This window comes from Kitasatospora sp. NPDC058190 (assembly GCF_042883685.1).
GTDB lineage: Bacteria > Actinomycetota > Actinomycetes > Streptomycetales > Streptomycetaceae > Kitasatospora.
Map to the genome: position 1 here is coordinate 29294 of NZ_JBHVVI010000060.1, position 21405 is coordinate 50698.

22 protein-coding genes are annotated in these 21405 nt (G+C 71.5%); 15 read left to right on the top strand and 7 right to left on the bottom strand.

Annotation, left to right across the window (positions count from 1 at the left end):
- Positions 1-3 precede the first annotated feature (3 nt).
- Positions 4-930 carry an ABC transporter ATP-binding protein gene (locus ACFVWU_RS25665; RefSeq protein ID WP_387625189.1) on the bottom strand — a complete coding sequence of 309 codons (927 nt, stop codon included), beginning with the start codon at positions 928-930 and terminating at the stop codon, positions 4-6.
- A 179-nt stretch (positions 931-1109) separates the two neighbouring features.
- On the opposite strand from ACFVWU_RS25665, the gene ACFVWU_RS25670 reads away from it, so the two are divergent.
- From ACFVWU_RS25670 to ACFVWU_RS25705, 8 genes are read left to right on the top strand one after another with little or no spacing between them, the layout of a single operon-like run.
- Positions 1110-1937 (top strand): helix-turn-helix transcriptional regulator, encoded by an 828-nt coding sequence (locus ACFVWU_RS25670; protein ID WP_387625233.1) that lies wholly within the window; start codon positions 1110-1112, stop codon positions 1935-1937.
- Positions 1938-1946: 9 nt separating this feature from the next.
- The gene (gene sufB, locus ACFVWU_RS25675) at positions 1947-3362 is read left to right on the top strand and encodes a Fe-S cluster assembly protein SufB (RefSeq protein WP_387625191.1); all 1416 of its coding nucleotides are present in this window, start codon (positions 1947-1949) and stop codon (positions 3360-3362) included.
- Positions 3363-3419: 57 nt separating this feature from the next.
- Positions 3420-4652: a Fe-S cluster assembly protein SufD gene (gene sufD, locus ACFVWU_RS25680; protein ID WP_387625193.1), complete on the top strand. Its 1233-nt coding sequence runs from the start codon at positions 3420-3422 to the stop codon at positions 4650-4652.
- A gap of 5 nt (positions 4653-4657) precedes the next feature.
- The gene (locus ACFVWU_RS25685) at positions 4658-4975 is read left to right on the top strand and encodes a bifunctional 3-phenylpropionate/cinnamic acid dioxygenase ferredoxin subunit (RefSeq protein ID WP_063349526.1); all 318 of its coding nucleotides are present in this window, start codon (positions 4658-4660) and stop codon (positions 4973-4975) included.
- Between the two features lie 6 nt (positions 4976-4981).
- Complete coding sequence (sufC, locus tag ACFVWU_RS25690; RefSeq protein ID WP_387625195.1) at positions 4982-5746, top strand: Fe-S cluster assembly ATPase SufC; 765 nt, start codon at positions 4982-4984, stop codon at positions 5744-5746.
- Positions 5743-7002, top strand: a complete 1260-nt coding sequence (locus ACFVWU_RS25695) for a cysteine desulfurase (RefSeq protein WP_387625197.1) — start codon at positions 5743-5745, stop codon at positions 7000-7002. Before sufC ends, ACFVWU_RS25695 begins: the two co-directional genes overlap by 4 nt.
- 15 nt (positions 7003-7017) lie before the next feature.
- Positions 7018-7464 (top strand): Fe-S cluster assembly sulfur transfer protein SufU, encoded by a 447-nt coding sequence (gene sufU, locus ACFVWU_RS25700; protein WP_380610990.1) that lies wholly within the window; start codon positions 7018-7020, stop codon positions 7462-7464.
- Positions 7465-7485: 21 nt separating this feature from the next.
- Positions 7486-7881: a metal-sulfur cluster assembly factor gene (locus ACFVWU_RS25705; RefSeq protein ID WP_380610991.1), complete on the top strand. Its 396-nt coding sequence runs from the start codon at positions 7486-7488 to the stop codon at positions 7879-7881.
- 122 nt (positions 7882-8003) lie between these two features.
- On the opposite strand, the gene ACFVWU_RS25710 is transcribed toward ACFVWU_RS25705, so the two are convergent.
- Positions 8004-8507, bottom strand: coding sequence for a CAP domain-containing protein (locus ACFVWU_RS25710; protein ID WP_380610992.1), 504 nt, complete (start codon positions 8505-8507; stop codon positions 8004-8006).
- A gap of 421 nt (positions 8508-8928) precedes the next feature.
- Between ACFVWU_RS25710 and ACFVWU_RS25715 the strand changes: the two genes are divergently transcribed.
- Positions 8929-9669, top strand: a complete 741-nt coding sequence (locus tag ACFVWU_RS25715; protein ID WP_355672575.1) for a BTAD domain-containing putative transcriptional regulator — start codon at positions 8929-8931, stop codon at positions 9667-9669.
- Positions 9670-9760: 91 nt separating this feature from the next.
- Here ACFVWU_RS25715 and ACFVWU_RS25720 read toward each other — a convergent pair whose 3' ends face one another.
- Positions 9761-10660 carry a hypothetical protein gene (locus ACFVWU_RS25720; protein WP_387625200.1) on the bottom strand — a complete coding sequence of 300 codons (900 nt, stop codon included), beginning with the start codon at positions 10658-10660 and terminating at the stop codon, positions 9761-9763.
- Positions 10661-10904: 244 nt separating this feature from the next.
- Positions 10905-12248, bottom strand: a complete 1344-nt coding sequence (locus tag ACFVWU_RS25725; protein ID WP_387625202.1) for a tetratricopeptide repeat protein — start codon at positions 12246-12248, stop codon at positions 10905-10907.
- A 169-nt stretch (positions 12249-12417) separates the two neighbouring features.
- Between ACFVWU_RS25725 and ACFVWU_RS25730 the strand changes: the two genes are divergently transcribed.
- The 3 genes from ACFVWU_RS25730 to ACFVWU_RS25740 are packed head-to-tail and all read left to right on the top strand — an operon-like array spanning position 12418 to position 14204.
- The gene (locus ACFVWU_RS25730) at positions 12418-13002 is read left to right on the top strand and encodes an ATP-binding protein (RefSeq protein ID WP_387625204.1); all 585 of its coding nucleotides are present in this window, start codon (positions 12418-12420) and stop codon (positions 13000-13002) included.
- Positions 13003-13044: 42 nt separating this feature from the next.
- Entirely contained in the window at positions 13045-13728 is a 684-nt protein-coding gene (locus tag ACFVWU_RS25735; protein ID WP_387625205.1) for a phytanoyl-CoA dioxygenase family protein, read from the top strand.
- Between the two features lie 44 nt (positions 13729-13772).
- On the top strand, positions 13773-14204 hold the full coding sequence (locus ACFVWU_RS25740; protein WP_387625207.1) for a hypothetical protein: 432 nt from the start codon (positions 13773-13775) through the stop codon (positions 14202-14204).
- Between the two features lie 61 nt (positions 14205-14265).
- On the opposite strand, the gene ACFVWU_RS25745 is transcribed toward ACFVWU_RS25740, so the two are convergent.
- Positions 14266-15510: an MFS transporter gene (locus ACFVWU_RS25745; RefSeq protein WP_387625209.1), complete on the bottom strand. Its 1245-nt coding sequence runs from the start codon at positions 15508-15510 to the stop codon at positions 14266-14268.
- A 213-nt stretch (positions 15511-15723) separates the two neighbouring features.
- Here ACFVWU_RS25745 and ACFVWU_RS25750 point away from each other — a divergent pair, with 213 nt between their 5' ends.
- Positions 15724-16140: a hypothetical protein gene (locus tag ACFVWU_RS25750; RefSeq protein WP_387625210.1), complete on the top strand. Its 417-nt coding sequence runs from the start codon at positions 15724-15726 to the stop codon at positions 16138-16140.
- A gap of 177 nt (positions 16141-16317) precedes the next feature.
- Here the strand turns inward: ACFVWU_RS25750 and ACFVWU_RS25755 are convergent, their stop codons facing one another.
- Positions 16318-17649: an MFS transporter gene (locus ACFVWU_RS25755; RefSeq protein ID WP_387625212.1), complete on the bottom strand. Its 1332-nt coding sequence runs from the start codon at positions 17647-17649 to the stop codon at positions 16318-16320.
- A 327-nt stretch (positions 17650-17976) separates the two neighbouring features.
- Here ACFVWU_RS25755 and ACFVWU_RS25760 point away from each other — a divergent pair, with 327 nt between their 5' ends.
- Positions 17977-19584, top strand: coding sequence for a hypothetical protein (locus ACFVWU_RS25760; RefSeq protein ID WP_387625214.1), 1608 nt, complete (start codon positions 17977-17979; stop codon positions 19582-19584).
- A gap of 25 nt (positions 19585-19609) precedes the next feature.
- Here ACFVWU_RS25760 and ACFVWU_RS25765 read toward each other — a convergent pair whose 3' ends face one another.
- Complete coding sequence (locus ACFVWU_RS25765) at positions 19610-20065, bottom strand: VOC family protein (protein ID WP_387625216.1); 456 nt, start codon at positions 20063-20065, stop codon at positions 19610-19612.
- A gap of 149 nt (positions 20066-20214) precedes the next feature.
- Here ACFVWU_RS25765 and ACFVWU_RS25770 point away from each other — a divergent pair, with 149 nt between their 5' ends.
- Positions 20215-21384 carry a hypothetical protein gene (locus ACFVWU_RS25770; protein ID WP_387625217.1) on the top strand — a complete coding sequence of 390 codons (1170 nt, stop codon included), beginning with the start codon at positions 20215-20217 and terminating at the stop codon, positions 21382-21384.
- The last annotated feature ends 21 nt before the right edge of the window (positions 21385-21405 follow it).

Here is a 21405-nt window from a genome sequence, read left to right on the forward strand (position 1 = left end):
CGCTCACGAGCGGAGCTCCCGTCCGGTCAGGTCGAGGAAGACGTCTTCGAGGCTGCGGCGCTGCACGGACAGCCGCTCGGGCAGGACGCCGGAGGCCGCGCACCAGCCGGTGACGGTGGCGACCAGCTTCGGGTCCACCGGCGCCTCGACGCGGTAGCTGCCCGGGGCGGTCTCGACGGCGGTGGCGCCCGCGGGCAGCTCCTTGAGCAGCGGGTCGAGGTCGAGTCCGGGCGGGCCGTCGAAGCGCAGGGCGTTCTCGGCGCCGCCGCGGCACAGCTCCTCGGTGGTGCCGTCGGCGATCACCTTGCCGCGGTCGACGATGGCGACGCGGTCGGCGAGCTGCTCGGCCTCGTCCATGTGGTGGGTGGTGACCACCACGGTGACGCCGTCCCGGCGCAGGTCGCGGACCAGCTCCCAGGTGGCCCGGCGGGCCTGCGGGTCGAGGCCGGCGGTGGGCTCGTCCAGGAAGACCAGCTCGGGGCGGCCGACCACGGCCATCGCCAGGGCGAGCCGCTGCTGCTGGCCGCCGGAGAGTCGGCGGTAGGTGGTGCGGCCGCAGGAGCCGAGGCCGAGGCGCTCGACCAGGGCGTCCACGTCCAGCGGGTGGGCGTGCAGCTTGGCGGTGTGCCGCAGCATCTCGACGGCGCGGGCGCCCGCGTACACGCCGCCGGACTGCAGCATGACGCCGATCCGGGGGCGCAGCTGGGCGTTCTGGCCGACCGGGTCGAGGCCGAGGACGCGGACGGTGCCGGCGTCGGGGCGGCGGTAGCCCTCGCAGGTCTCGATGGTGGTGGTCTTGCCGGCGCCGTTGGGGCCGAGGACGGCGGTGATCGCGCCGGTCGCGATGGTGAGGTCGAGACCGTCCACGGCCGACTTGTCGCCGTAGCGCTTGACCAGCCCGGCGATCTGGACCGCGGGTTCGGAGTGCATACCGGCGAGTGTAAGAGGGGTGAACACACAGGCCGGACACCACCCTTGGTGATCGTTTACGCAGGTCAGGTAAGCCTTACCTGCGTGATAGATGACACCAGTGAGGCCTGGATCACGGCTTGTCCCGGCGCGAGTAATTACGCAACACTGGTGTTGTGAAAAACGCGCGCGAGCACGACATGCAGCGGGAGGCCGAGTCGGCCCCCGACTGCGACGTGCCCGTGACGGCGGCCGAGGTGCTGCTGGAGGGCCACCGCGCGACCCGTGACCGGGTCGCCCGCTCGATCCTGGACCACGGCCCCTCCTCCGCCGCCGACCTGGCGAACCGGCTCGGCCTCACCGCCGCGGCCGTCCGCCGCCACCTCGACGGGCTGACCGCCACCGGCCTGGTCGAGTCCCGCGAACAGCGGGTCTACGGCAGTCGGGGCCGCGGCCGTCCGGCCAAGGTCTTCGCCCTCACCGACGCCGGCCGGGACGCCTTCTACCAGGCCTACGACCAGCTCGCGGCCGACGCGCTGCGCTGGATCTCGGACGCGGTCGGCGGCGGCAAGGCGGGCGAGGAGGCGGTCGCCGCCTTCGCCCGTGCCCGGTTCGGCAAGCAGGGCGAGAAGTACCAGGAGACCCTGGCCCGGGCCGAGGCGCAGGAGCGCCCGGAGGCCCTCGCCCAGGCGCTGAGCGCGGACGGGTACGCTGCCACGGTGCGGCGTGTCCCGTCGGCCGTGGCCAAGGCCCCGGCGGGCGCCCAGCTCTGCCAGCACCACTGCCCGGTCGCGCACATCGCCGAGCAGTTCCCCCAGCTCTGCGAGGCGGAGACCGAGGTCTTCTCCCAGCTCCTGGGCACTCATGTGCAACGGCTGGCCACCATCGCCCACGGCGACGGGGTCTGCACCACCTATGTGCCGGCACCCGGTGCCGCATCGTCGCCTGCCCAGCCCCCGGCGGGCCGCGGCTCCGATGCAGTGCCGACTGCCGGTACGTCCACCGAAGATTCAGCGTCCGCGCGTTAGGAAGCTCGCATGACTGACACCGTTTCGCACCCCGAGCTCGAGGGCCTGGGCAATTACGAGTACGGCTGGGCCGACCCGGACACCGCCGGTGCCGCGGCCAAGCGCGGGCTCAGCGAGGAGGTCGTCCGCGACATCTCCGCGAAGAAGAACGAGTCCGAGTGGATGCTGAACCTGCGTCTCAAGGGCCTGAAGCTGTTCGGCAAGAAGCCCATGCCGACCTGGGGCTCCGACCTCTCCGGCATCGACTTCGACAACATCAAGTACTTCGTCCGCTCCACCGAGAAGCAGGCCGAGTCCTGGGAGGACCTGCCCGCGGACATCAAGGCCACCTACGACAAGCTCGGCATCCCGGAGGCGGAGAAGCAGCGCCTGGTCGCCGGTGTCGCCGCCCAGTACGAGTCCGAGGTCGTCTACCACCAGATCCGCGAGGACCTGGAGGAGCAGGGCGTCATCTTCCTGGACACCGACACCGCGCTGCGCGAGCACCCGGAGATCTTCCAGGAGTACTTCGGCACCGTCATCCCGGCCGGCGACAACAAGTTCGCCGCGCTGAACACGGCCGTGTGGTCCGGCGGCTCGTTCATCTACGTGCCGAAGGGCGTGCACGTCGACATCCCGCTGCAGGCCTACTTCCGGATCAACACCGAGAACATGGGCCAGTTCGAGCGGACGCTGATCATCGTCGACGAGGACGCCTACGTCCACTACGTCGAGGGCTGCACCGCGCCGATCTACTCCTCCGACTCGCTGCACTCGGCGGTCGTGGAGATCATCGTCAAGAAGGGCGGCCGCTGCCGCTACACGACGATCCAGAACTGGTCGAACAACGTCTACAACCTGGTCACCAAGCGCGCCGTGGCGTACGAGGGCGCGACCATGGAGTGGGTCGACGGCAACATCGGCTCCAAGGTCACCATGAAGTACCCGGCCGTCTACCTGATGGGCGAGCACGCCAAGGGCGAGACCCTGTCGATCGCCTTCGCGGGCGAGGGCCAGCACCAGGACGCCGGCGCCAAGATGGTCCACATGGCGCCGAACACCTCCTCGCACATCGTCTCCAAGTCGGTGGCGCGCGGCGGCGGCCGGACCTCCTACCGCGGTCTGATCGAGATCGGCGAGGGCTCGCACGGCGCCAAGTCCAACGTGCTGTGCGACGCGCTGCTGGTCGACACCATCTCCCGCTCGGACACCTACCCGTACGTGGACGTCCGCGAGGACGACGTGTCCATGGGCCACGAGGCGACCGTCTCCAAGGTCAGCGAGGACCAGCTGTTCTACCTGATGAGCCGCGGTCTGACCGAGACCGAGGCGATGGCGATGATCGTCCGCGGCTTCGTCGAGCCGATCGCGCGTGAGCTGCCGATGGAGTACGCGCTGGAGCTCAACCGGCTGATCGAGCTGCAGATGGAGGGCGCCGTCGGCTGACGTCCAGCCGCACGCGACCCCGTCCGACTTTTGAGGAAGAGAGCACAACGAACAGCCATGGCTGAGGTTCAGAACACCACCGGCTCCACCACCGCCGGTTCGATCGAGGTCGGCACCGCCGGCGCGGGCGCGCAGCTCGCCGGCCCCGGCACCGGCCGGACCGGGGTCCAGCAGCCGATCGACGCGCGCGTCGCGGTCAAGCCCTCGTACGACGTGAACGACTTCCCGGTGCCGCACGGCCGCGAGGAGGACTGGCGGTTCACCCCGCTGCACCGCCTCGGCGGGCTGCACGACGGGACGGCCGCCGCCGCCGAGCGCGGCGAGGACAAGGTCGAGTTCACGCTGCCGGACGGCGTCACCGCCGAGACCGTCGGCCGGGACGACGCCCGCCTGGGCAAGGCCGGCACGCCGGTCGACCGGGTCGCCGCGCAGGCCTTCAGCGCCTTCGAGCAGGCGCTCGTCGTCACCGTCCCCAAGGATGCGGTGCTGACGGAGCCGGTCAAGATCGACGTGCGCGCCGAGGGCGGGGTCCGCTTCGCCCACGTGGTGATCGACGTCAAGCCGTTCGCCGAGGCCGTCGTGGTGCTCAACCACGCGGGCACCGGCACCCGGGCCGCCAACGTCGAGCTGCTGGTCGGCGACGGTGCCAAGCTCACCTTCGTCTCCGTCCAGGACTGGGACCGGGACACCGTGCACGTCGCGCAGCACAACGCGCTGGTCGGCCGGGACGCCTCGTTCAAGTCCGTCGTCGTCACCTTCGGCGGCGACCTGGTGCGCCTGCACCCGCGGGTCAACTACGCGGGCCCCGGCGGCGAGGCCGAGCTGTTCGGCCTGTACTTCGCCGACGCCGGCCAGCACCTGGAGCACCGCCTGGTCATCGACCACGACACGCCGCACTGCCGGTCGAACGTGGCGTACAAGGGCGCGCTGCAGGGCCAGGACGCCCACGCGGTCTGGGTCGGCGACGTGCTGATCCGCGCCGCCGCGCTCGGCACCGACACCTACGAGCTCAACCGGAACCTGGTGCTCACCGACGGTGCCCGGGTCGACTCGATCCCGAACCTGGAGATCGAGACCGGCGAGATCGTCGGCGCCGGCCACGCCTCGGCGACCGGCCGCTTCGACGACGAGCAGCTGTTCTACCTGATGGCGCGCGGCATCCCGGCCGACGAGGCCCGCCGCCTGGTGGTCCGCGGCTTCTTCGCCGAGCTGCTGCAGCAGATCGGCGTGGCCGAGGTGCAGGACCAGCTCATGGAGAAGATCGAGGCCGAGCTGGAAGCGGCGGTCTGACCACGATGACCTTCCTCCGTGCCTGTGCGCTGAGCGACCTCCAGGAGGACGTGCCCAAGCGCGTGGACCTCAACGGCGTGCCGGTCTCGGTCGTCCGCACCGACGAGGGGGTGTTCGCGATCAACGACACCTGCTCGCACGCGAACGTCTCGCTCTCCGAGGGCGAGGTCGAGGACTGCATGATCGAGTGCTGGCTGCACGGCTCCAGCTTCGACCTGCGCACCGGCAAGCCCTCCGGCCTGCCCGCCACCAAGCCGGTCGCTGTCTACCCCGTAAAGATCGAAGGGGACGATGTGCTCGTCTCCGTCAACCAGGAGTCCTGAGTACACATGGCAACCCTTGAAATCCGCGACCTGCACGTCTCCGTCGAGGCCGAGACCGGCCCGCGCGAGATCCTGAAGGGCGTCGACCTGACCGTGAAGCAGGGCGAGACCCACGCCATCATGGGTCCGAACGGCTCCGGCAAGTCCACCCTCGCCTACTCGCTGGCCGGCCACCCCAAGTACACCGTCACCGGCGGCTCGGTGCTGCTGGACGGCGAGGACGTCCTGGAGATGTCCGTCGACGAGCGCGCCAAGGCCGGCGTGTTCCTGGCCATGCAGTACCCGGTCGAGGTCCCCGGCGTCTCGGTCAGCAACTTCCTGCGCACCGCCGCCACCGCCGTCCGCGGCGAGGCCCCGAAGCTGCGGCTGTGGGTGAAGGAGGTCAAGGAGGCGATGGCCGCCCTCCAGATGGACCCGGCCTTCGCCGAGCGCAACGTCAACGAGGGCTTCTCCGGCGGTGAGAAGAAGCGCCACGAGATCCTCCAGCTGGAGCTGCTCAAGCCGAAGATCGCGATCCTCGACGAGACCGACTCCGGCCTGGACGTCGACGCGCTGCGGATCGTCTCCGAGGGCATCAACCGGGTCCGCTCGACCGGCGAGGTCGGCACCCTGCTGGTGACCCACTACACCCGCATCCTGCGGTACATCAAGCCCGACTACGTCCACGTCTTCGCGGGCGGCCGCATCGTCGAGTCCGGCGGCGCCGAGCTGGCCGACAAGCTGGAGAACGAGGGCTACGAGGCGTATGTGAAGGGCGGCGCATCCGAGTGACGCATCCGTTGACCGGTCTGCTCGACACCGACGCGATCCGCAAGGACTTCCCGGTCCTGCAGCGCGTGCTGCACGAGGAGAAGCCGCTGGTCTACCTGGACAACGCGGCGACCTCGCAGAAGCCGCGCCAGGTGCTGGAGGCCCTGACCGCCTACTACGAGCGGCACAACGCCAACGTCCACCGCGGCGTGCACGTGCTCGCCGAGGAGGCCACGGCGATGTACGAGGGCGCCCGCGACAAGGTCGCGGCGTTCATCAACGCGCCGAGCCGCAACGAGGTGATCTTCACCAAGAACGCCTCGGAGTCGCTCAACCTCGTGGCCAACATGCTCGGTTGGGCCGACGAGCCGTACAAGGTGGACGCCGACTCCGAGATCGTGATCACGGAGATGGAGCACCACTCCAACATCGTCCCGTGGCAGCTGCTCTCGCAGCGCACCGGTGCGAAGCTCAAGTGGTTCGGGCTGACCGACGAGGGCCGGCTCGACCTGTCGAACATCGACGAGCTGATCACCGAGAAGACCAAGGTGGTCTCCTTCACCCTGGTCTCCAACCTGCTGGGCACGATCAACCCGGTCGAGACGATCGTCCGCAAGGCCCAGTCGGTCGGCGCGCTGGTCGTCATCGACGCCTCGCAGGCCGCACCGCACATGGTGCTGGACGTGCAGGCGCTGGAGGCCGACTTCGTCGCCTTCACCGGCCACAAGATGCTGGCCCCGACCGGCATCGGCGTGCTGTGGGGCCGCCAGGAGCTGCTGGAGGACCTCCCGCCGTTCCTGGGCGGCGGCGAGATGATCGAGACCGTCACCATGGGCTCGTCCACCTACGCCCCGGCGCCGCACAAGTTCGAGGCCGGCACCCCGCCGATCGCCCAGGCGGTCGGGCTCGGCGCGGCCATCGACTACCTCCAGGGCATCGGCATGGAGAAGATCGCGGCGCACGAGCACGCGATCACCGAGTACGCGGTGGAGCGCCTGCTGGAGGTGCCGGACCTGCGGATCATCGGCCCGCGCACGGCCGTGGACCGCGGCGCCGCGATCTCCTTCACCCTCGGCGACATCCACCCGCACGACGTGGGCCAGGTGCTGGACGAGCAGGGCATCGCCGTGCGCGTCGGGCACCACTGCGCGCGGCCGGTCTGCCTGCGGTACGGAATTCCGGCGACCACGCGGGCGTCGTTCTACCTGTACTCGACGCCGGGCGAGGTCGACGCGCTGATCGACGGCCTGCACCACGTCCGGAACTTCTTCGGCTGACGGGACGCGCAGGACATGAAGCTCGACTCGATGTACCAGGACATCATCCTGGACCACTACCGCAATCCCCACGGCAAGGGGCTGCGGGACGGCGACGCCGAAGTGCACCACGTCAACCCGACGTGCGGCGACGAGATCACCCTGCGGGTGAAGCTCGACGGCGCGACGGTCGCCGACGTCTCGTACGAGTCCCAGGGCTGTTCGATCAGCCAGGCCAGCGCCTCGGTGCTGAACGACCTGGTGGTCGGCAAGACCGTCGGTGAGGCGCAGGCGGTCCAGGAGGCCTTCCTGGAGCTGATGCAGAGCAAGGGCCAGGGCGAGGGCGACGAGGAGGTGCTGGAGGACGCGGTCGCGTTCGCCGGCGTCTCCAAGTACCCGGCCCGGGTCAAGTGCGCCCTGCTCAGCTGGATGGCCTGGAAGGACGCCACCGCCCAGGCCCTCGCCCACCCCGCCAACGACTGACCCCGCGAAGGAGGACAGACCATGAGTGACGAGAACACCACCACCGACGCCCAGGCCTCCACTGCGGAGGAGCAGCCGAACGGCGTCATCGTCGGCACCACTGCCGGCACCGTGTCGGTCGAGGACCTGACCGAGGCCCTGATGGACGTCGTCGACCCCGAACTGGGCATCGACGTCGTCAACCTGGGCCTGATCTACGGCATCCACATCGACGAGTCCGACGTGGCCACCATCGACATGACGCTCACCTCGGCGGCCTGCCCGCTGACGGACGTCATCGAGGACCAGGCCAAGACCGCCACCGACGGCCTGGTGCAGGACCTGCGGATCAACTGGGTCTGGATGCCGCCGTGGGGCCCGGACAAGATCACCGACGACGGCCGCGAGCAGCTGCGGGCGCTGGGCTTCAACGTCTGAGGTCTTTTCTGTACCGAGTTCTGTACGAACGCCGCTGCCCGGGACGGGTTCTCCGTTCCGGGCAGCGGCGTTCTCCGTTTCGTAGAGGACGTGGTGGAGGCGGCGGGGGAGGTACCGGGTGGTCACTGGGGTGTGCCGAAGACCTGGGTCCAGTAGCCGTTCGTGTCGGCGATGCCGGTGTCCTTGTAGCCGCAGTTGAGGATGTTGCCCTTGTGGCCCGAGCTGTTCATCCAGCCGTCGAAGGTGGCCTGCGCACTGCCGTAGCCCTGGGCTATGTTCTCGGCCGAGGCGCTCCACTTGTAACCGGCTTTGGTGATGCGGTCAGAGGCGCTGGATCCGTCGGAGCCGGTGTGGGACAGCTTCCCGGTCTTCGCCATGTCGTTGCTGTGGGTCTGGGCCGCCTGGACGAGCTGGGAGTTCACGGTGAGGGCCGGACAGCCCGCGGTGGCCCGTGCCTGGTTGACCAGGGTCAGCATGCTGCCCGTGTCTCCCTGGGTGGGGGCGAGGGCGGGTGCGACGGTCGCCGTGCCGGGAACCGCCACGGCGATCGGTCCCCCGGTGAGTACCAGCACGGGGACGGCGAGGACGGCTGACAGGCGCCGCGCGGTGCGGATGTTGATATGCATCGTGGTCCCTTTCTCGGGCTTGCTCGGGGCTGTGGAGGGCGCAGGCATGCCCCTCGTGCCGCCACCCGTGGCGGGGGTGCGGGCGCTCTCGGCACCGTTTGCTCCACGGCGATGAGTCGTGCGCCCAGCGGATCCGTCCGCCCGTCCGCCCTCGTACCTGCGATCTTTCCGATGGGGGCGTGACGCAGCCGTGACTGGGGGCGTGACGCAGCCGTGACGCCGCTGTGCCCGGAAGGTCCGGGCCCGGTGGGTCCGGCGATCAGCACCACGCTCACGAACGGGTGACGCCGCCCGTGCCGCCGACGGGGATCAACGGGCTGGACCGGGCCGCCGAGCACGTGGCGTTTGCGGTCGACAGTGCAGAGCGGGCGGCGCAGCATGGAAAAGGGGCGGATCTTGTACGCGAAGAGACGGCGATGCGATGGCCAGCGACGATCGGCGCTCCCCGGCTCCCGGGCCAGGCGTGCGGCTCGCTCTGCTCGGTGGCTTCGACCTCTCGGTCGGTGACGCGTCGGTGGCCCTGTCCGCGGGGGCGGAGCGCTTACTCGCCTTCGTGGCGCTGTGTTGCAACGGGAAGGTGCCGCGCGCGCTGGTGGCCGGAACGCTCTGGCCGGACGCCGCGGAGCGCTGCGCGTACGCGAGCCTGCGCTCGGCGCTGTCCCGGCTCCCGGCGGCCGGCCGGGAGGCACTGGAGGTCGGCCCGACCGAGCTGAGGCTGGCCGACGGCGTCGGCGTGGACATCCGCGAGGCGAGGACGCTGGCCCACCGGATCCTGGCGCCCGGTGCGGGCCCCGCCCGGGCAGGGCTCGGGCTGGCGGCCGTCGAGGACCTCTCGGCGGACCTGCTGCCGGGCTGGTACGAGGACTGGACGCTGCTGGAGGCCGACAACTGGCGGCGCCTGCGGGTCCACGCCCTTGAGGCCCTGGCCCGCGCCTTCGTCGGCGCCCGTCGTTTCCCCGAGGCGGTGGCCGCCGCCGGCGCCGCCGTCCGCGCCGACCCGTTGCGCGAGAGCAGTCAGGCCTCGCTGATCCGGGCCCACCTCGCCGAGGGCAACCCCGGCGAGGCCCTGCAGGACGTCGAACGCTACGAGCGGCGCCTGCGGGCGGAGCTGGGGTTGCCGGCTCCGGCGCGGTTGCGGCAGCTGGTCGCCGGCGCGGGGTAGTCGGGCCGCGAGGGCAGTGGCGTCGACTCGGTGCCGCGCGCGTCCTTCCCTTTCGGGGACGGGGGTCGCGCGGCAGCGGTGTCTCCGCGCCTCAGCGGGCGACGGCCGCTGTGGCGGTACGGGGAACTCTCGCCGCCAGCAGGGCGGCGCGTGCGCGCTCGGCACCTCTGGCGGCCACGGAAGCCTCGCTTCCGACTGCCGCAGTTCTTCTCCCGAGGCCCGCGCAGGCACGGCAGATGCCTGGCTGGGGCACCGGGTCGTGGCACTTGGCGCACTCGAAGTAGCTGGCCGTGAGGGGCCGTTCCTGGGGGCGGGACGGCGGCATTTTGTGCTCCAGCCGGTAGCGGAGCACTGCGGCTGCCGAGTGCATCGGGGCAGGCAGCCCCGGCAGCAGGGCCTGAGCGAGGTCAGCTGCGGTGCAGCCGCGCGCCAGCCACTGTGCCACCAAGGGCGCCAGCTCCCGGGCTTCGGCCTCGCCCAGGCGCAGGCGGGGCTCGGGCCGGATCACGCGGAACAGGGTGGCCACCGCCTCGCGGACCAGTTCAGACTCGGTTGGCACCTCCCCTACCTCTGGATCGCTTTCGTCAGCCGGACTCGTGGGGAGGGAGGGTTCTTGGCGCCGGTCCTTTACAACAGGGCTGCCAGCACGGCCGGTTGCCGCTTCACCGGGCGCCGGACGGGTGGCACCCGGCGCCGCGAGCTGCGGGGTGTCGTAGACGTGGGTCTCGGTGATGATCGTGCCGTCGGGCAAGCGGATCTTCTCGACCCGGTAGAAGCCGGCCTCGGTCAGCTCCTTCAGCGCCTTGCGGACGGCGCCGCGCCCCTGGGGGCTGGTGTCGGCCATGTGTCGACCGTCCTCGCGCCAGCCGTCGGGGCGGGAGAGGAGGTCGGCGAGGAGGCCTCGGGCGGTGTAGCTCAGCCGCCGGTACTGGAGAACGGCGTTGGGTAGCACGGTGAAGTTGCGCACGTGGGCGCTACGATGGATGCGCATCGGGAGGTTGGACTCCTGTTGCCGGACCCCGGAGCGTTGGCGCGCTGCCGGGGTCACCTGTTTTCGGTTGGATTACGGAACGTACCACGATGCCTGACGCAGCGTGAGGCGTTTTGCATAGCTGCACTTCGCCAGGGTGAGTTGGATGGCTTCGCTCCGCCTTATGCCGTAATTGGCAGCGGAGGCTTTTATCTCCTCGCGTAGGTCGGGCAGGAACGCCGGCTGCCGGGTGGTTTGTGCTGGATCAGACCGGATGTGGCGCCATCAGTCGCGCGCGTTCGAGGAGTTCGCGGACGTGAGGATTGCGGCGGTGTGGCCGGGTTGCGGAGAGCATCGTGCGGAATCGGTCGTCGGCGCGGCCTGATTGGACGTGGGGGAAGTCGTCCAGGGCGAGGTGCCAGTTCTGGACGGCTTCCTCCAACCGACCGGTTTCGAGCTGCCATTCGGCGAGCATCGCCCGGTGGCGGACGCGGGCCCTGCGATACACCACAGGCCGGACCTTCTCGGAGTTCTGGAGCGCTCGGATCGCGCTCTCGCGGTCGCCGAGTTCGTAGTTGACCTGGGCGACGTGGTACGAGAGCGAGGACGGGTCGTAGGAGCCGTGGGCCTTGGCCTTCGATTCGGCCTGCTCCATGGCGACTTCGGCTTCGTGGAGCTTGGCGAGCGCGCCGGAGCGGTCGCCGGTCTGGGCGAGGGCATGGGCCTGCTGGCCGGCGAGGAAGGCGCGCATCCGCGGTCCGGCCTCGGGTGAGGCGGCTGCGGCGGCATTCGCGTACCGCAACGCAGGAGAGCCGTGGCCGAGTTCGACCGCCTGAACGCTCATGCCTCGCAGGGTCGTGCAGTAGGTGAGGTGGTCGCCGGCGGCGAGGGCGAGCTCCAGCGCCTTGGTGTAGTAGCTCTGGCCGAGCAGGTCGAGGCGTTCGTCCACGGCCATGTAGCCGGTCAGGTAGAGGTGGTCGGCGGCGGCGGACAGCATCGCCTTGCGTACCTCGTCGTCGGCGGTGGCCTTGAGGTACGGGGCGATGTTGTTGACCATGAACGCGGCGGCCATCGGGCGTGCGGTCCGACCGCCGAACTGGTCGTCCAGTTCGCTGATGCGTTCGGTCATGGCGATCACGGACTGGACCTCGGCCATGCCGATCCTGGTGTGCGGATCGGCCTTCAGTCGCTCGAACCGCCCGATGACGTCCGGCCAGCCCGGAATGGTGAGGGCGACCGAGTACAGGCCCGCCCCGAGTACGCCCCTGCGCGATGGGTCCATGTCCATGCTCCCCAGGTCGATCAGTCCAGCCACCGTATCCGTGGACTGGGGCTGAACGTCAGGGTGATCGGCGAAGCCTGCCTCGAACGCGGTGACGGGCCGCCCGAGCCTGCGGGTCAGGGCCTCCAGCACCACCTTCTGGTACTTGGCCATGGGGCGGGTGCCCGAGAGCCAGTGCGAGACGGCGGACTCGTCGTACCTCAGCTTGTAACCGGCCTCGGTGCCGCTCCGGTTGACCGCGCGGGCGAACTCGCCGTTGCTCGCCCATCGGCACCCATCGACCAGTGCGGCGAGCTTGCCGTTGGGTGTCCGTTCGCGTGCTGCCATTGCCGCCCCCGGGCCAGGTTTCAAGGGTTTCAAGCATCCGGTGTGTCTCTACCGTGTTCACGCCCAGCGCACACCTGTTGACTGATTGTCAGGCCGAGCGAGAACCCCCGACAAGGGGACGCTGCGGCTCCACGATCGGCGGCACCGCCACCTATTCGTCCATTCCCAGGTGGCCGGTGCCGCTCTCCAGGCCAGCGCCGAAGGGTTCCTCACCGTGGTCGTGCACTCCCATGTCTTCTTCCTGACCAGAGAGCCGGTCTCCGTGCCCATCGCCCGCCGCAGGGTGAGGACCCGCATCGTCAACTGGGGCGTCCGGCTCGACGAGGACTCCCGGCTCGCGCTGGACACGGTCACCTCCGAGCTGGTGACCAACGCGGTGCAGCACTCCGACCGACCGATGCTCACCGTCGCCGTCTACGTGAGCGTCCGGCTGCGGCGGGCTCTGGTCGAGGTCTACGACGGATCGACCGTTCTGCCCCGCCCCCGCCGCGCCGGCACGGACGCGGAGAGCGGCCGGGGGCTGGAGCTGGTTGAGTGCCTGGCCCTGGCGCACGGGGCCGAGCGGACCGAGCGGGGAAAGCGGGTCTGGGCGGAGCTGGCGTTGCCGGAGCAGCCGGTGACTCGGCGCCAGATCCTTGCCGGACCACGCCGCGCGGTCCGGGCTGCCTTGAACGCGCTCGGACGCCGTGGCCGGCCGCCGATACGGGCTCCGTACTGCCCTGGCAGCAGCCGTCCCGCCGTTCCGGCTCGCTAGGCAGGAAGCCCCGTGAGGAAGGGATCAGATCCAGTGACCAGCATGACCAGGACCAACGGCGTTCTCGGCCGCCGCGGGCTGCGGACCGGCGTCGAATGGTCCACCCTCGGTGCCGCCCGCGCTCGCGCCGCCCAGCTCGTCGCCGAACACCGATCCCAGCTGCGGGAGATCATCCGTAACCCGCACTTGAATACCGAGTGGGCCCGCGCCGCCGTGCGCGCCCCGCAGCTGCTGGCCGCCGTTCAAGAGGCCATCGGTCCGGACGTTGCGGTGGAGAACACCTTCCTCGTGGTGAAGTGGCCCGGCCGTACCTTCGAGATCCCCTGGCACCAGGACGGCACCGACGCCCGACTCGAACTGGACCCCGACCGCTCGGTGTCCGCCTGGCTGGCCATCAGCGACGCCACCGTGAGCAACGGCTGCCTGCACGCCGTTCCTGGCTCCCACCACTTCGGCTACCTGCCTTTCGCCCCGGAGGACGAGCACGGCGCCGAACGCGGCCGAGCCGACCAGGCCAGCGGGTTCACCTCCGACAAGACCACCGGCTTCCCCCTCCGCGCGGGCACTGCCTTGCTCATGGACAGCCGCCTGCTGCACCGCTCCAGCACCAACACCAGCGACGGCGCCCGCGTTGGCCTGAACGTCCGCTACGTCGCCCCCGGCGGCATCCGCCGCCGCGACCCCCAGAGCCCCAGCCCCGACCCGGTCACCGGGACGGGCTGGTAGCACCACCCAAGGGATCAACGCCCCAGCGAGAGGAGCACAACGCCGTGACCATCCTCGAAGAGATCGCCACCCGTGAGGACCTGGTGACCCGGGTCCGCGTCCTGACCGGGGAGGACGCCGACGTGGCCCGCCGCGCCGACAAGACCCCGATCGCCAAGTCCGACTGCACCTACTACTGCCCCGACGCGGCCACCGCCGAGCGGTGCATCCAGTCCCTGCGCGAGTCTGACGAGCGCCTGCGTAACCGCCCCGAGGAGCTCATGCTCTGGGACTGGCAGTGCACCTACTGGGAGGCCGAGGCCGGCAACCCCAACGGCGGCGGCACCGTCATCCTCGGCGTCGCCTGGTACGACCAGAAGTTCTTCGACGACCGGCGCGACGCCTGGTTCGGGGCCATGCACCAGCGGATCTACCAGCAGCTCGGCATTCCGCTGGAGGACATCACCGTCACCCACTGGCAGCTGATCGGCAGCTGACCTGAGCACCACCAGCACATCGGCCGGGCCCCGCACTGCGGGGCCCGGCCCATGCCCGTGCTCAGTCACGGGCCGCCAGCTCCGGCACTGGCTCGACCTCCGGCAGCGGCGGGCGGCCCCCTGCCAGGGCCAGCACCAGCACGGCACCCGCCCCGGCGCACACCGCCACCGCCAGGCCGCCGGCCAGGAACGCGGCCCTCGGGCCGGCGGCAGCCAGCGCCGGGACGAACAACATCGACACCGTCCCGCACGTACGGATCACGGTCAGATCCACCGTCAGCAGCCGCCTGCGAGCGGCCGGAGGGAACAGCGCGAAGTGCGTCGACAACGCGATCTGCAAGAACGGCGACACCATCCCCGACAGCACGGACAGCGCCAGCAGCACCGGCAGCGACCCGGTCAGCCCGGTGCCGGCCAGCACCAGTCCCGACACCGCCCACGCCCCGCAGTACACCGCCGTCAGCGGCGCCGGCAGCCTCACGTTCCCGGCCACCAGGTTGCCCGCCAAGGCCCCGGCACCGGTACACGCCAGCACCGCCGCGTAGGCGGAGGCCCCGGCGCCGAGGCGGCCAGCCAGCAGCGCGGGCATCGCCAGCGACACCGCCCCGGCGAAGATCCCGATCCCGTGCACGGCCAGCACAACACCCGTGTCCGGATGGGTCCGCACCAGCGACCAGGCGCCCGGCCGCGACCCCTCCGCCTGCGGCCCGGTCTGCGGGGCAGCAGCGGCCGGCCGGACGCGGGCGGCCAGCAGCACCAGAGCGAGCGCCGAGACGGCGAACGTCGCCGCGTCCACCCAGAACAGCCCGGCCAGCGGCATCACCACCAGCATCAGCCCGGCCGCCCCAGGACCGGCGATCCGGGCGATCCGGCTGGTCAGATCCATCAGCCCGCTGACGGCCTGGACCTCGCCCGGCCTGACCAAGTCCGGCACCATCGCGCCGAGGTTCGGGTCGAACAGGGCCCCGCCGACCCCCAGCAGAGCGGCCGAGGCGATCAGGCCCACCGTGCCGAACTCGGCCCACGCCCACGGCAGCGCGGCGACCAGGACCAGCCGTACAGCGTCCACCGCCGCCAGTGCCCGCAGCGACGCGAACCGGTCCATCACCCGCCGCCCCACCGTGCCCAGCACGATGTACGGCAGCGACTCGGCGACGGCCACCAGGCCCATCGCCCCGGCGCCCGCGTGCTCCCACGCCATCCACATCACGGCCATCGCGTACAGCCGGTCGCCGAACACCGACGCCGTCTGCGCTCCCCACAGCAGAAGCACAGGCCCACGCCGCAGCAACCGCACGTATCGCATGATCCACTCCGCCCCAGGAAGCACGAAGTCCCGGCAGCGAGCCGCCACCGGGAACTCCCCACACCCTAGGGCAACTTGGAGCCCGACCAACGTAAGCGCCCCGAGCGTGGCACCCCGCCGTTGGCCACATCCACCACTCGCACTCGCCTTCGAAGTCCGGCAGGCTGGCTGCCAGGACACAGCCCGGACGGCGGCCATCCCGGAAGGACTTCCGTGCACCCACTGATCACCGAGCTCGACCTGGACGGCGATCCGAAGCTCCTGCACGAGCGACGCGGCACCACCTTCATCAAGGTCGGCGACACCGCCCTGAAGATCACCGATGGGCTGATGGCAGGCCGCGAGGGCCAGGTGCTCTCCGCCCTCGGAGCCGACCACTACCTGGCCCACGGCCGGTACGGAGACGGCACCTGGCTGACCATGCGGTGGATCGACGGCACCAGCCTCTGGGACGTCCTGGAACCCGCCCACCGCGGCGACGACACCCCCACCACCCGCCGCTCTCGGTCGGCAGGTCAAGCCCACCAAGTGGAATGGCTACGCGCGGATCGGGATTCCGTATTACCTGCTCGTCGATCGCGACCCGCGACAGCCCGGTGTGACGCTGTTCGGCGAGCCGAACAGGGCTGAGGGGACGTACGAGGTCCTTGGGGAGTGGAAGTTCGGCGAATTCGTGCGGTTGCCGAAGCCGTTCGATTTTGAGATCAGTACCGAGGGATGGAATCCCTGGAACGCGTAGCTTCAGAAAAACGCCGCTGCCCGGGACTCCGTGGGGAGTCCCGGGCAGCGGCGTTTGCGTGGGTGCGGTCAGGCCTGCTTGGGCTTGCGGGCGACGGCGAGGGCCAGGGCGGCGCAGAGGAGCGCCGCGAGGGCGGCGAAGCCGCTGACGGCGGGGAGGAGGCCGTACTGCTGGACCAGGGCGCCCACACCGACGATGGGGAGGGAGCTGCCGAGGTAGACGATGATCCAGAGGGCGCTCAGTTCGGAGCCCCGGCGTTCCGGGTTCATCGCGGCGACCGCCGTCGTGAACAGGGAGCGGAAGGCGACGCCCTGGCAGATGCCGCCGAGGACGCTGCCGATGAAGAGCAGCGCCGGGGTGCCGGTGTAGCCAGCGGCGACGACCAGGCCGAGGCCGGTGGCCAGGCCGGTCATGCCGAGGGCGATAACCGTACGGTCGGCTGTCGGCGGGACGATCAGCTGGGCGGCGGCCGAGGAGCCGAGCAGCAGGGCGGCCACGATCGCGCCGGTCAGGTGCGAGGGGGTGTGCAGCAGCTTGGCGGAGAAGGCCGGGGCTAGGGCCAGGTAGACGCCGAAGACCCCGTACGAGATGAACCCGGCAGCGGCGGCGAGCAGGAACTCGCGGCGGCCGGTGCGGGGCAGGGCGAGCCGACGCGGGCGCAGGTGGGCCGGGGTGGTGATCCGGGGCGGGGAGGCCGGCGGGCGGTTGCGGCCGGGCATCCGGGGGTGGACCACGGCGAGCGGCACGCAGAGCGCCAGCAGGGCGATGGCGTGCAGCAGGAAGGGCGTCAGCAGCGGGTCGGAGCCGCCGGACAGCAGGGCGCCGACCACGGGGCCGAGCGCGACGCCACCGGCGGAACAGGCCAGCGTGAGCTTGGCGGCCAGCGTCGGGTGGTCCGGCAGAAGGTCGCCGAGGGCGGCCCCGGCGGCGCCAGTGGACAGGCCGACGGCGATGCCCTGGACGGCCCGGCCGATCGCCAGCTGCCAGAAGCTGCCGGAGGTGGCGAACACGACGTCGCCGGCGGCGGCCAGTGCGACGGCGGGCAGGATGAGGGCGCGGCGGCCGAGGTGGTCGGACCAGTGGCCGACGATGGCCAGCACCGGAACCAGCGCGAACACGTAGATCGTGAAAAGGATCGTGGTGTCGAGCGGGCCGAGCCCGAGGCGCTGCTGGAGCAGCGGGTAGATCGGCGTCGCCAGGTTGGCGCCGATCAGCATCAGCAGCAGGGCGGCCGAGACCAGGCCGACGCGGATGCCGCGCATCGCGTTCCAGCGGCTGATCGCGGAGAGCTGGAGCTGGGCGCGTGGCGCGAGCTCCAGGGGGAGCAGGGCCTCCGACAGTCGGCGTCCGTCGAGCTGCGCGGTGCGCAGGCCGGCGCCGGCGGGGGAGAGGTCCGCCATGTGAGGGGTCTCCTGTGGCAGGGCACCACCGGGGTCGGCGGGGTGTGCCGGCGCGCCCGTCCTGAGGCGCTGTGGTGGTGGCCGCGGTGCGGGGCTCCCTGGTGGAGCGGATGAGCTGAGAGAAGAGGGCTTCGTTGCCCGACGGCCCGCGCGGGGTTGTGCGTGGTACCACTGCGAAGGATAAGGGGTGGGCGCACGGTTGCGGCGCGCGCCCCTGCGTGCGCCCCTAGAGGCCGGGCATCGGGGGTGTCCGGCCTATACGCTGAGGTGGTAGACGGGTACGCGGCGCTGATGGGCGGACCGCTGGCTGAGGGAGAGCGCACAACGATGGCCGGACGACGTCGGAAGAACGCTGGGACTTCGGCGGGAGAGGGCGCGGCCGAGGCGGTCCTGCCCGCTGACATGGAGCTCCAGGACCTCTACGGGGCGTTCGCCGCGCACGGTCTGGACGACGAGGACCTGGACGACGCGGCCGTCCTGGTACCGCCGGTGAAGCTGCCGGCCGAGAGTGAGCTGGCCGAGCAGGCGAAGGCCGTGCCGATGCTCGGCTACGCGCTGGCGCTGGCCCGCTGGGCCGCCCCGCACCGGGTGGTGGACGAGTTCGGCGACCTGGTCGAAGAGGATCGCCCCGCGGCGACGCGGCTGCTGGGCCTGGCCCCGGCCGAGGGCGAGGTGCCCGAGGAGGCCGAGGTCGAGGCGCTGCGGGCCTGGTCGCTGGCCTGCGACCTGGACCTGGTGGAGCTGGGGACGACCACCGCCGGGGAGCACGTCGCGGTGCCCGGGCCGGATCTGGAGCCCGCCGAGGAGGGGGACCCGGACACCGTCCTGGAGCTGTGGCTGACCGCGGCCGGGATCGTCCGGGAGCTGGCGGTGGAGGCGGACTCGCTCCCGGAGGAGGAGGCCGAAACCGAGGCGGAGGGCGAGGACGAGGACGGACTGAACGAGGTCGAGGAGGCCCGGGACGCCGCCGCCGAGCTGCTCGACGAGGCGCTGCAGGTGCTGTACGAGACCACCGCCTTCGCCGAGCCCGGCAACGAGACGGTGCCGCTGGGCGTGCTGGCCGCGCTGCTGGTGGTGCCGGAGGGCGAGGAGCCGAGCGAGGAGCTGCTCGGCGACATCACCGATGTGATGGTCGCCCTGGACCCGATGCTGGGCGACCTCGCCGAGCTGGGCCTGCTGGACTACCACCCGATCGACCCGGAGCTGTTCGACGAGGAGGAGGGCGAGGAGCCCGCCGTCGTCGGCGAGGCGCCGCTGGACGAGGAGGAGTCGGCCCGCTTCGGGCTGGTCCGGCTCACCCCGCTCGGCCAGTACGGCATCCGGCAGTGGCTGCTGGAGGACGGCTACGACGCGCCGCTGGTCGGCGAGCTGGCCCAGGGGGACGCGGCGGAGCTGCTGCGCGGGGTGTGCGAGTCGGCCAACGTGCTGCCGGAGGAGGAGCTGAAGGTCTGGGTGGCAGGCCGGGAGCCGGTCGCGGCGGCCCGCGAGCTGCTGGCGGCGGCCCGCGGCGCTGACGGGTACGGGCCGCTGCGCCGGATGCTGTCCGTCTCGGCGCTCGACCTGCTGGGGCCGGGTGCCGAGCCCGCCGTCCGGGAGGTGCTGGACGACCCGGAGCTGGGCGGCGCGGCGCGGGCCTGGCTGGCCGCGCAGGGCGCCTCGGACGTGCCGGTGCCGGACCGGGCGATGGCGCTGTGGACGGTGGTCGACACCTTCGCCGCCCAGCTGCTGGACAGCGGCGGTGACGCCGAGCTGCTGCGCGATTTGATCACCGACCTGCCGGTGAAGGGCGATCCGGCGGCGTGGTTCGGCGAGCTGTGGCGGGTCGACCACCCGTACACGGCGGACGTCCTGGAGGCGATCGGCGAGCTGCACCCTGACCGGGCGCTGGCCAAGGAGGCGCGCAAGGCGGCCTTCAAGGCGCGCTCCCGGAAGTAGGGCGCGCTCCCGGAACGACGGCCTTTTACGGGAGGTCGAGCGAGCCGTCCTCGGTGAAGGGGAAGAACGGGTTGTGGGCCAGCTCCCACAGGTGGCCGTCCGGGTCCTCGAAGTAGCCGGAGTAGCCGCCCCAGCTGGTCGGGACCGGCGGCTTGACGACCACGGCGCCGGCCTCGACCGCCGTCCGCAGTGCGGCGTCGACCAGCGCGGGGGACTCCAGGTTCACCGCGAGGGTGACGCCGCGGAAGGAGGGCTCGCCGGTCGCGGGTACGCCCGCATCGGCGGCCAGCTCCTCGCTGGGGAAGAGGCCGAGCACCGAGTCGGCGGTGCGGAACCAGACGATCTCCGGGCTGGAGGCGGTGGAGCGCTTCCAGCCGAGGTCCTCGTAGAAGCGGGCGCTGCGGTCGAGGTCGGAGACCCCGAGGGTGACGATGCTGATCCGGGCGGGGAAGCCGTGCTCCGGCGTGCTCTGTGCGGTCATGCGGCCAGCGTAGGGAGGGCGGCTGACAACCGGGCTCTCTGACACGACCACCGGCCGTGAGCGGTGGCCGAGCTGATGACCCGGCAGCTCCGGGCACGTAAGGTGGCGTCAGCGGTGCGGGCGCGAGGGACTCGGGGGTGCGGCACAGGATGGCGCGGGAGAGCGGCGGAAGGCCCCAGGGGCGCAACGACGGAGGGCCTGGCCCGACCCGGCTGGGCGGGCAGGATCGTTTCGCCGACCAGGAGGAGTTCCCCCGCCGGACCCTGGCCGCGCTCGACTTCCCGGTGTACGGCGTGGCCGCCGGACCGGCCCGCCGCGGCGAGGCGCTGGCCGCCTTCGAGACCTGCGGCAGCGAGCTGCGCTGGGTCGAGGTGCAGTGCGGCGACTGGACCTCCGCGGCCGGACCGTACGTGACCGTGCGCACCTACCGGCCGGGCGCCGAGCGGGTCGAGCTGCTGCCCGAGCTGGAGGACGTGGTCGAGGACGAACGGGACCGCGTCTACGAGCAGTTGGGCATCGACGAGGGCGACGGTCCGGGCCGGGTGCGGGCGCTGCGCGAGTGGATCACCGTGGACGGCGAGCCCTGCGCGGTGGAGGTGCACGAGGACCGGCCGATGGCGCTGGGCGGGGCCGAGCCGGGTGGAGCGCAGTCGGCCGGGCCGGTCTGGGCCGGGCGGCTACGGGTCGGCGGGCTGACCGTCACGGTGTGTGGGCGCGGGGTCGACCCCGGCGGCGTGGAGCTCGGCGGTATCGGCGACTTCGAGTGCTACCTGCGCGGGCGCAGCGACCTGCTGCGCGACCTCGCCTCCCGGCGGGCCCGGTGGGTGCCGGTCGAGGAACGCGAACTGCCGCCCGTGACCGGGCTGGAGGCGCACCGGGAGCTGATCGCGCAGGGCATCGCGGAGAGCGCCGCGATGGAGGCGCAGGTGCGGGTCGGGCGCACGCCGAGGCTGCCGCGCGCACTGCGCGGGGACGCCTGCGCGGTCCGCTGGGAGGCGGCGGTGCGCCAGCAGATGCGGCTCGCCACCGAGACCCGGGAGGAGGCCGTGGCGGCGGTGACCTCGATGGTCAACCACCTCAACCGACTGTCCCAGCAGACGCATTGGCTGATCGGCACACCGGCGGGCGAGGCGGCCGTGGAGGAGGTCGTGCGGTACACGGTGTTCGCCAGCGAGGTGGCCAGCCTGTCGGCGCAGCGGGCCTGGGAGCAGCTGTGGCGGGAGCGGCCGGGTGGCGGGGCCGACGTCTGGGAGGAGCACCTGCTGGCCGAGCAGCTGTGGTTGTCGGCCTGGGAGCAGTGGCGGGCGGGGCGCGGGTGACGTCCTGACGGCCCGCCCGAA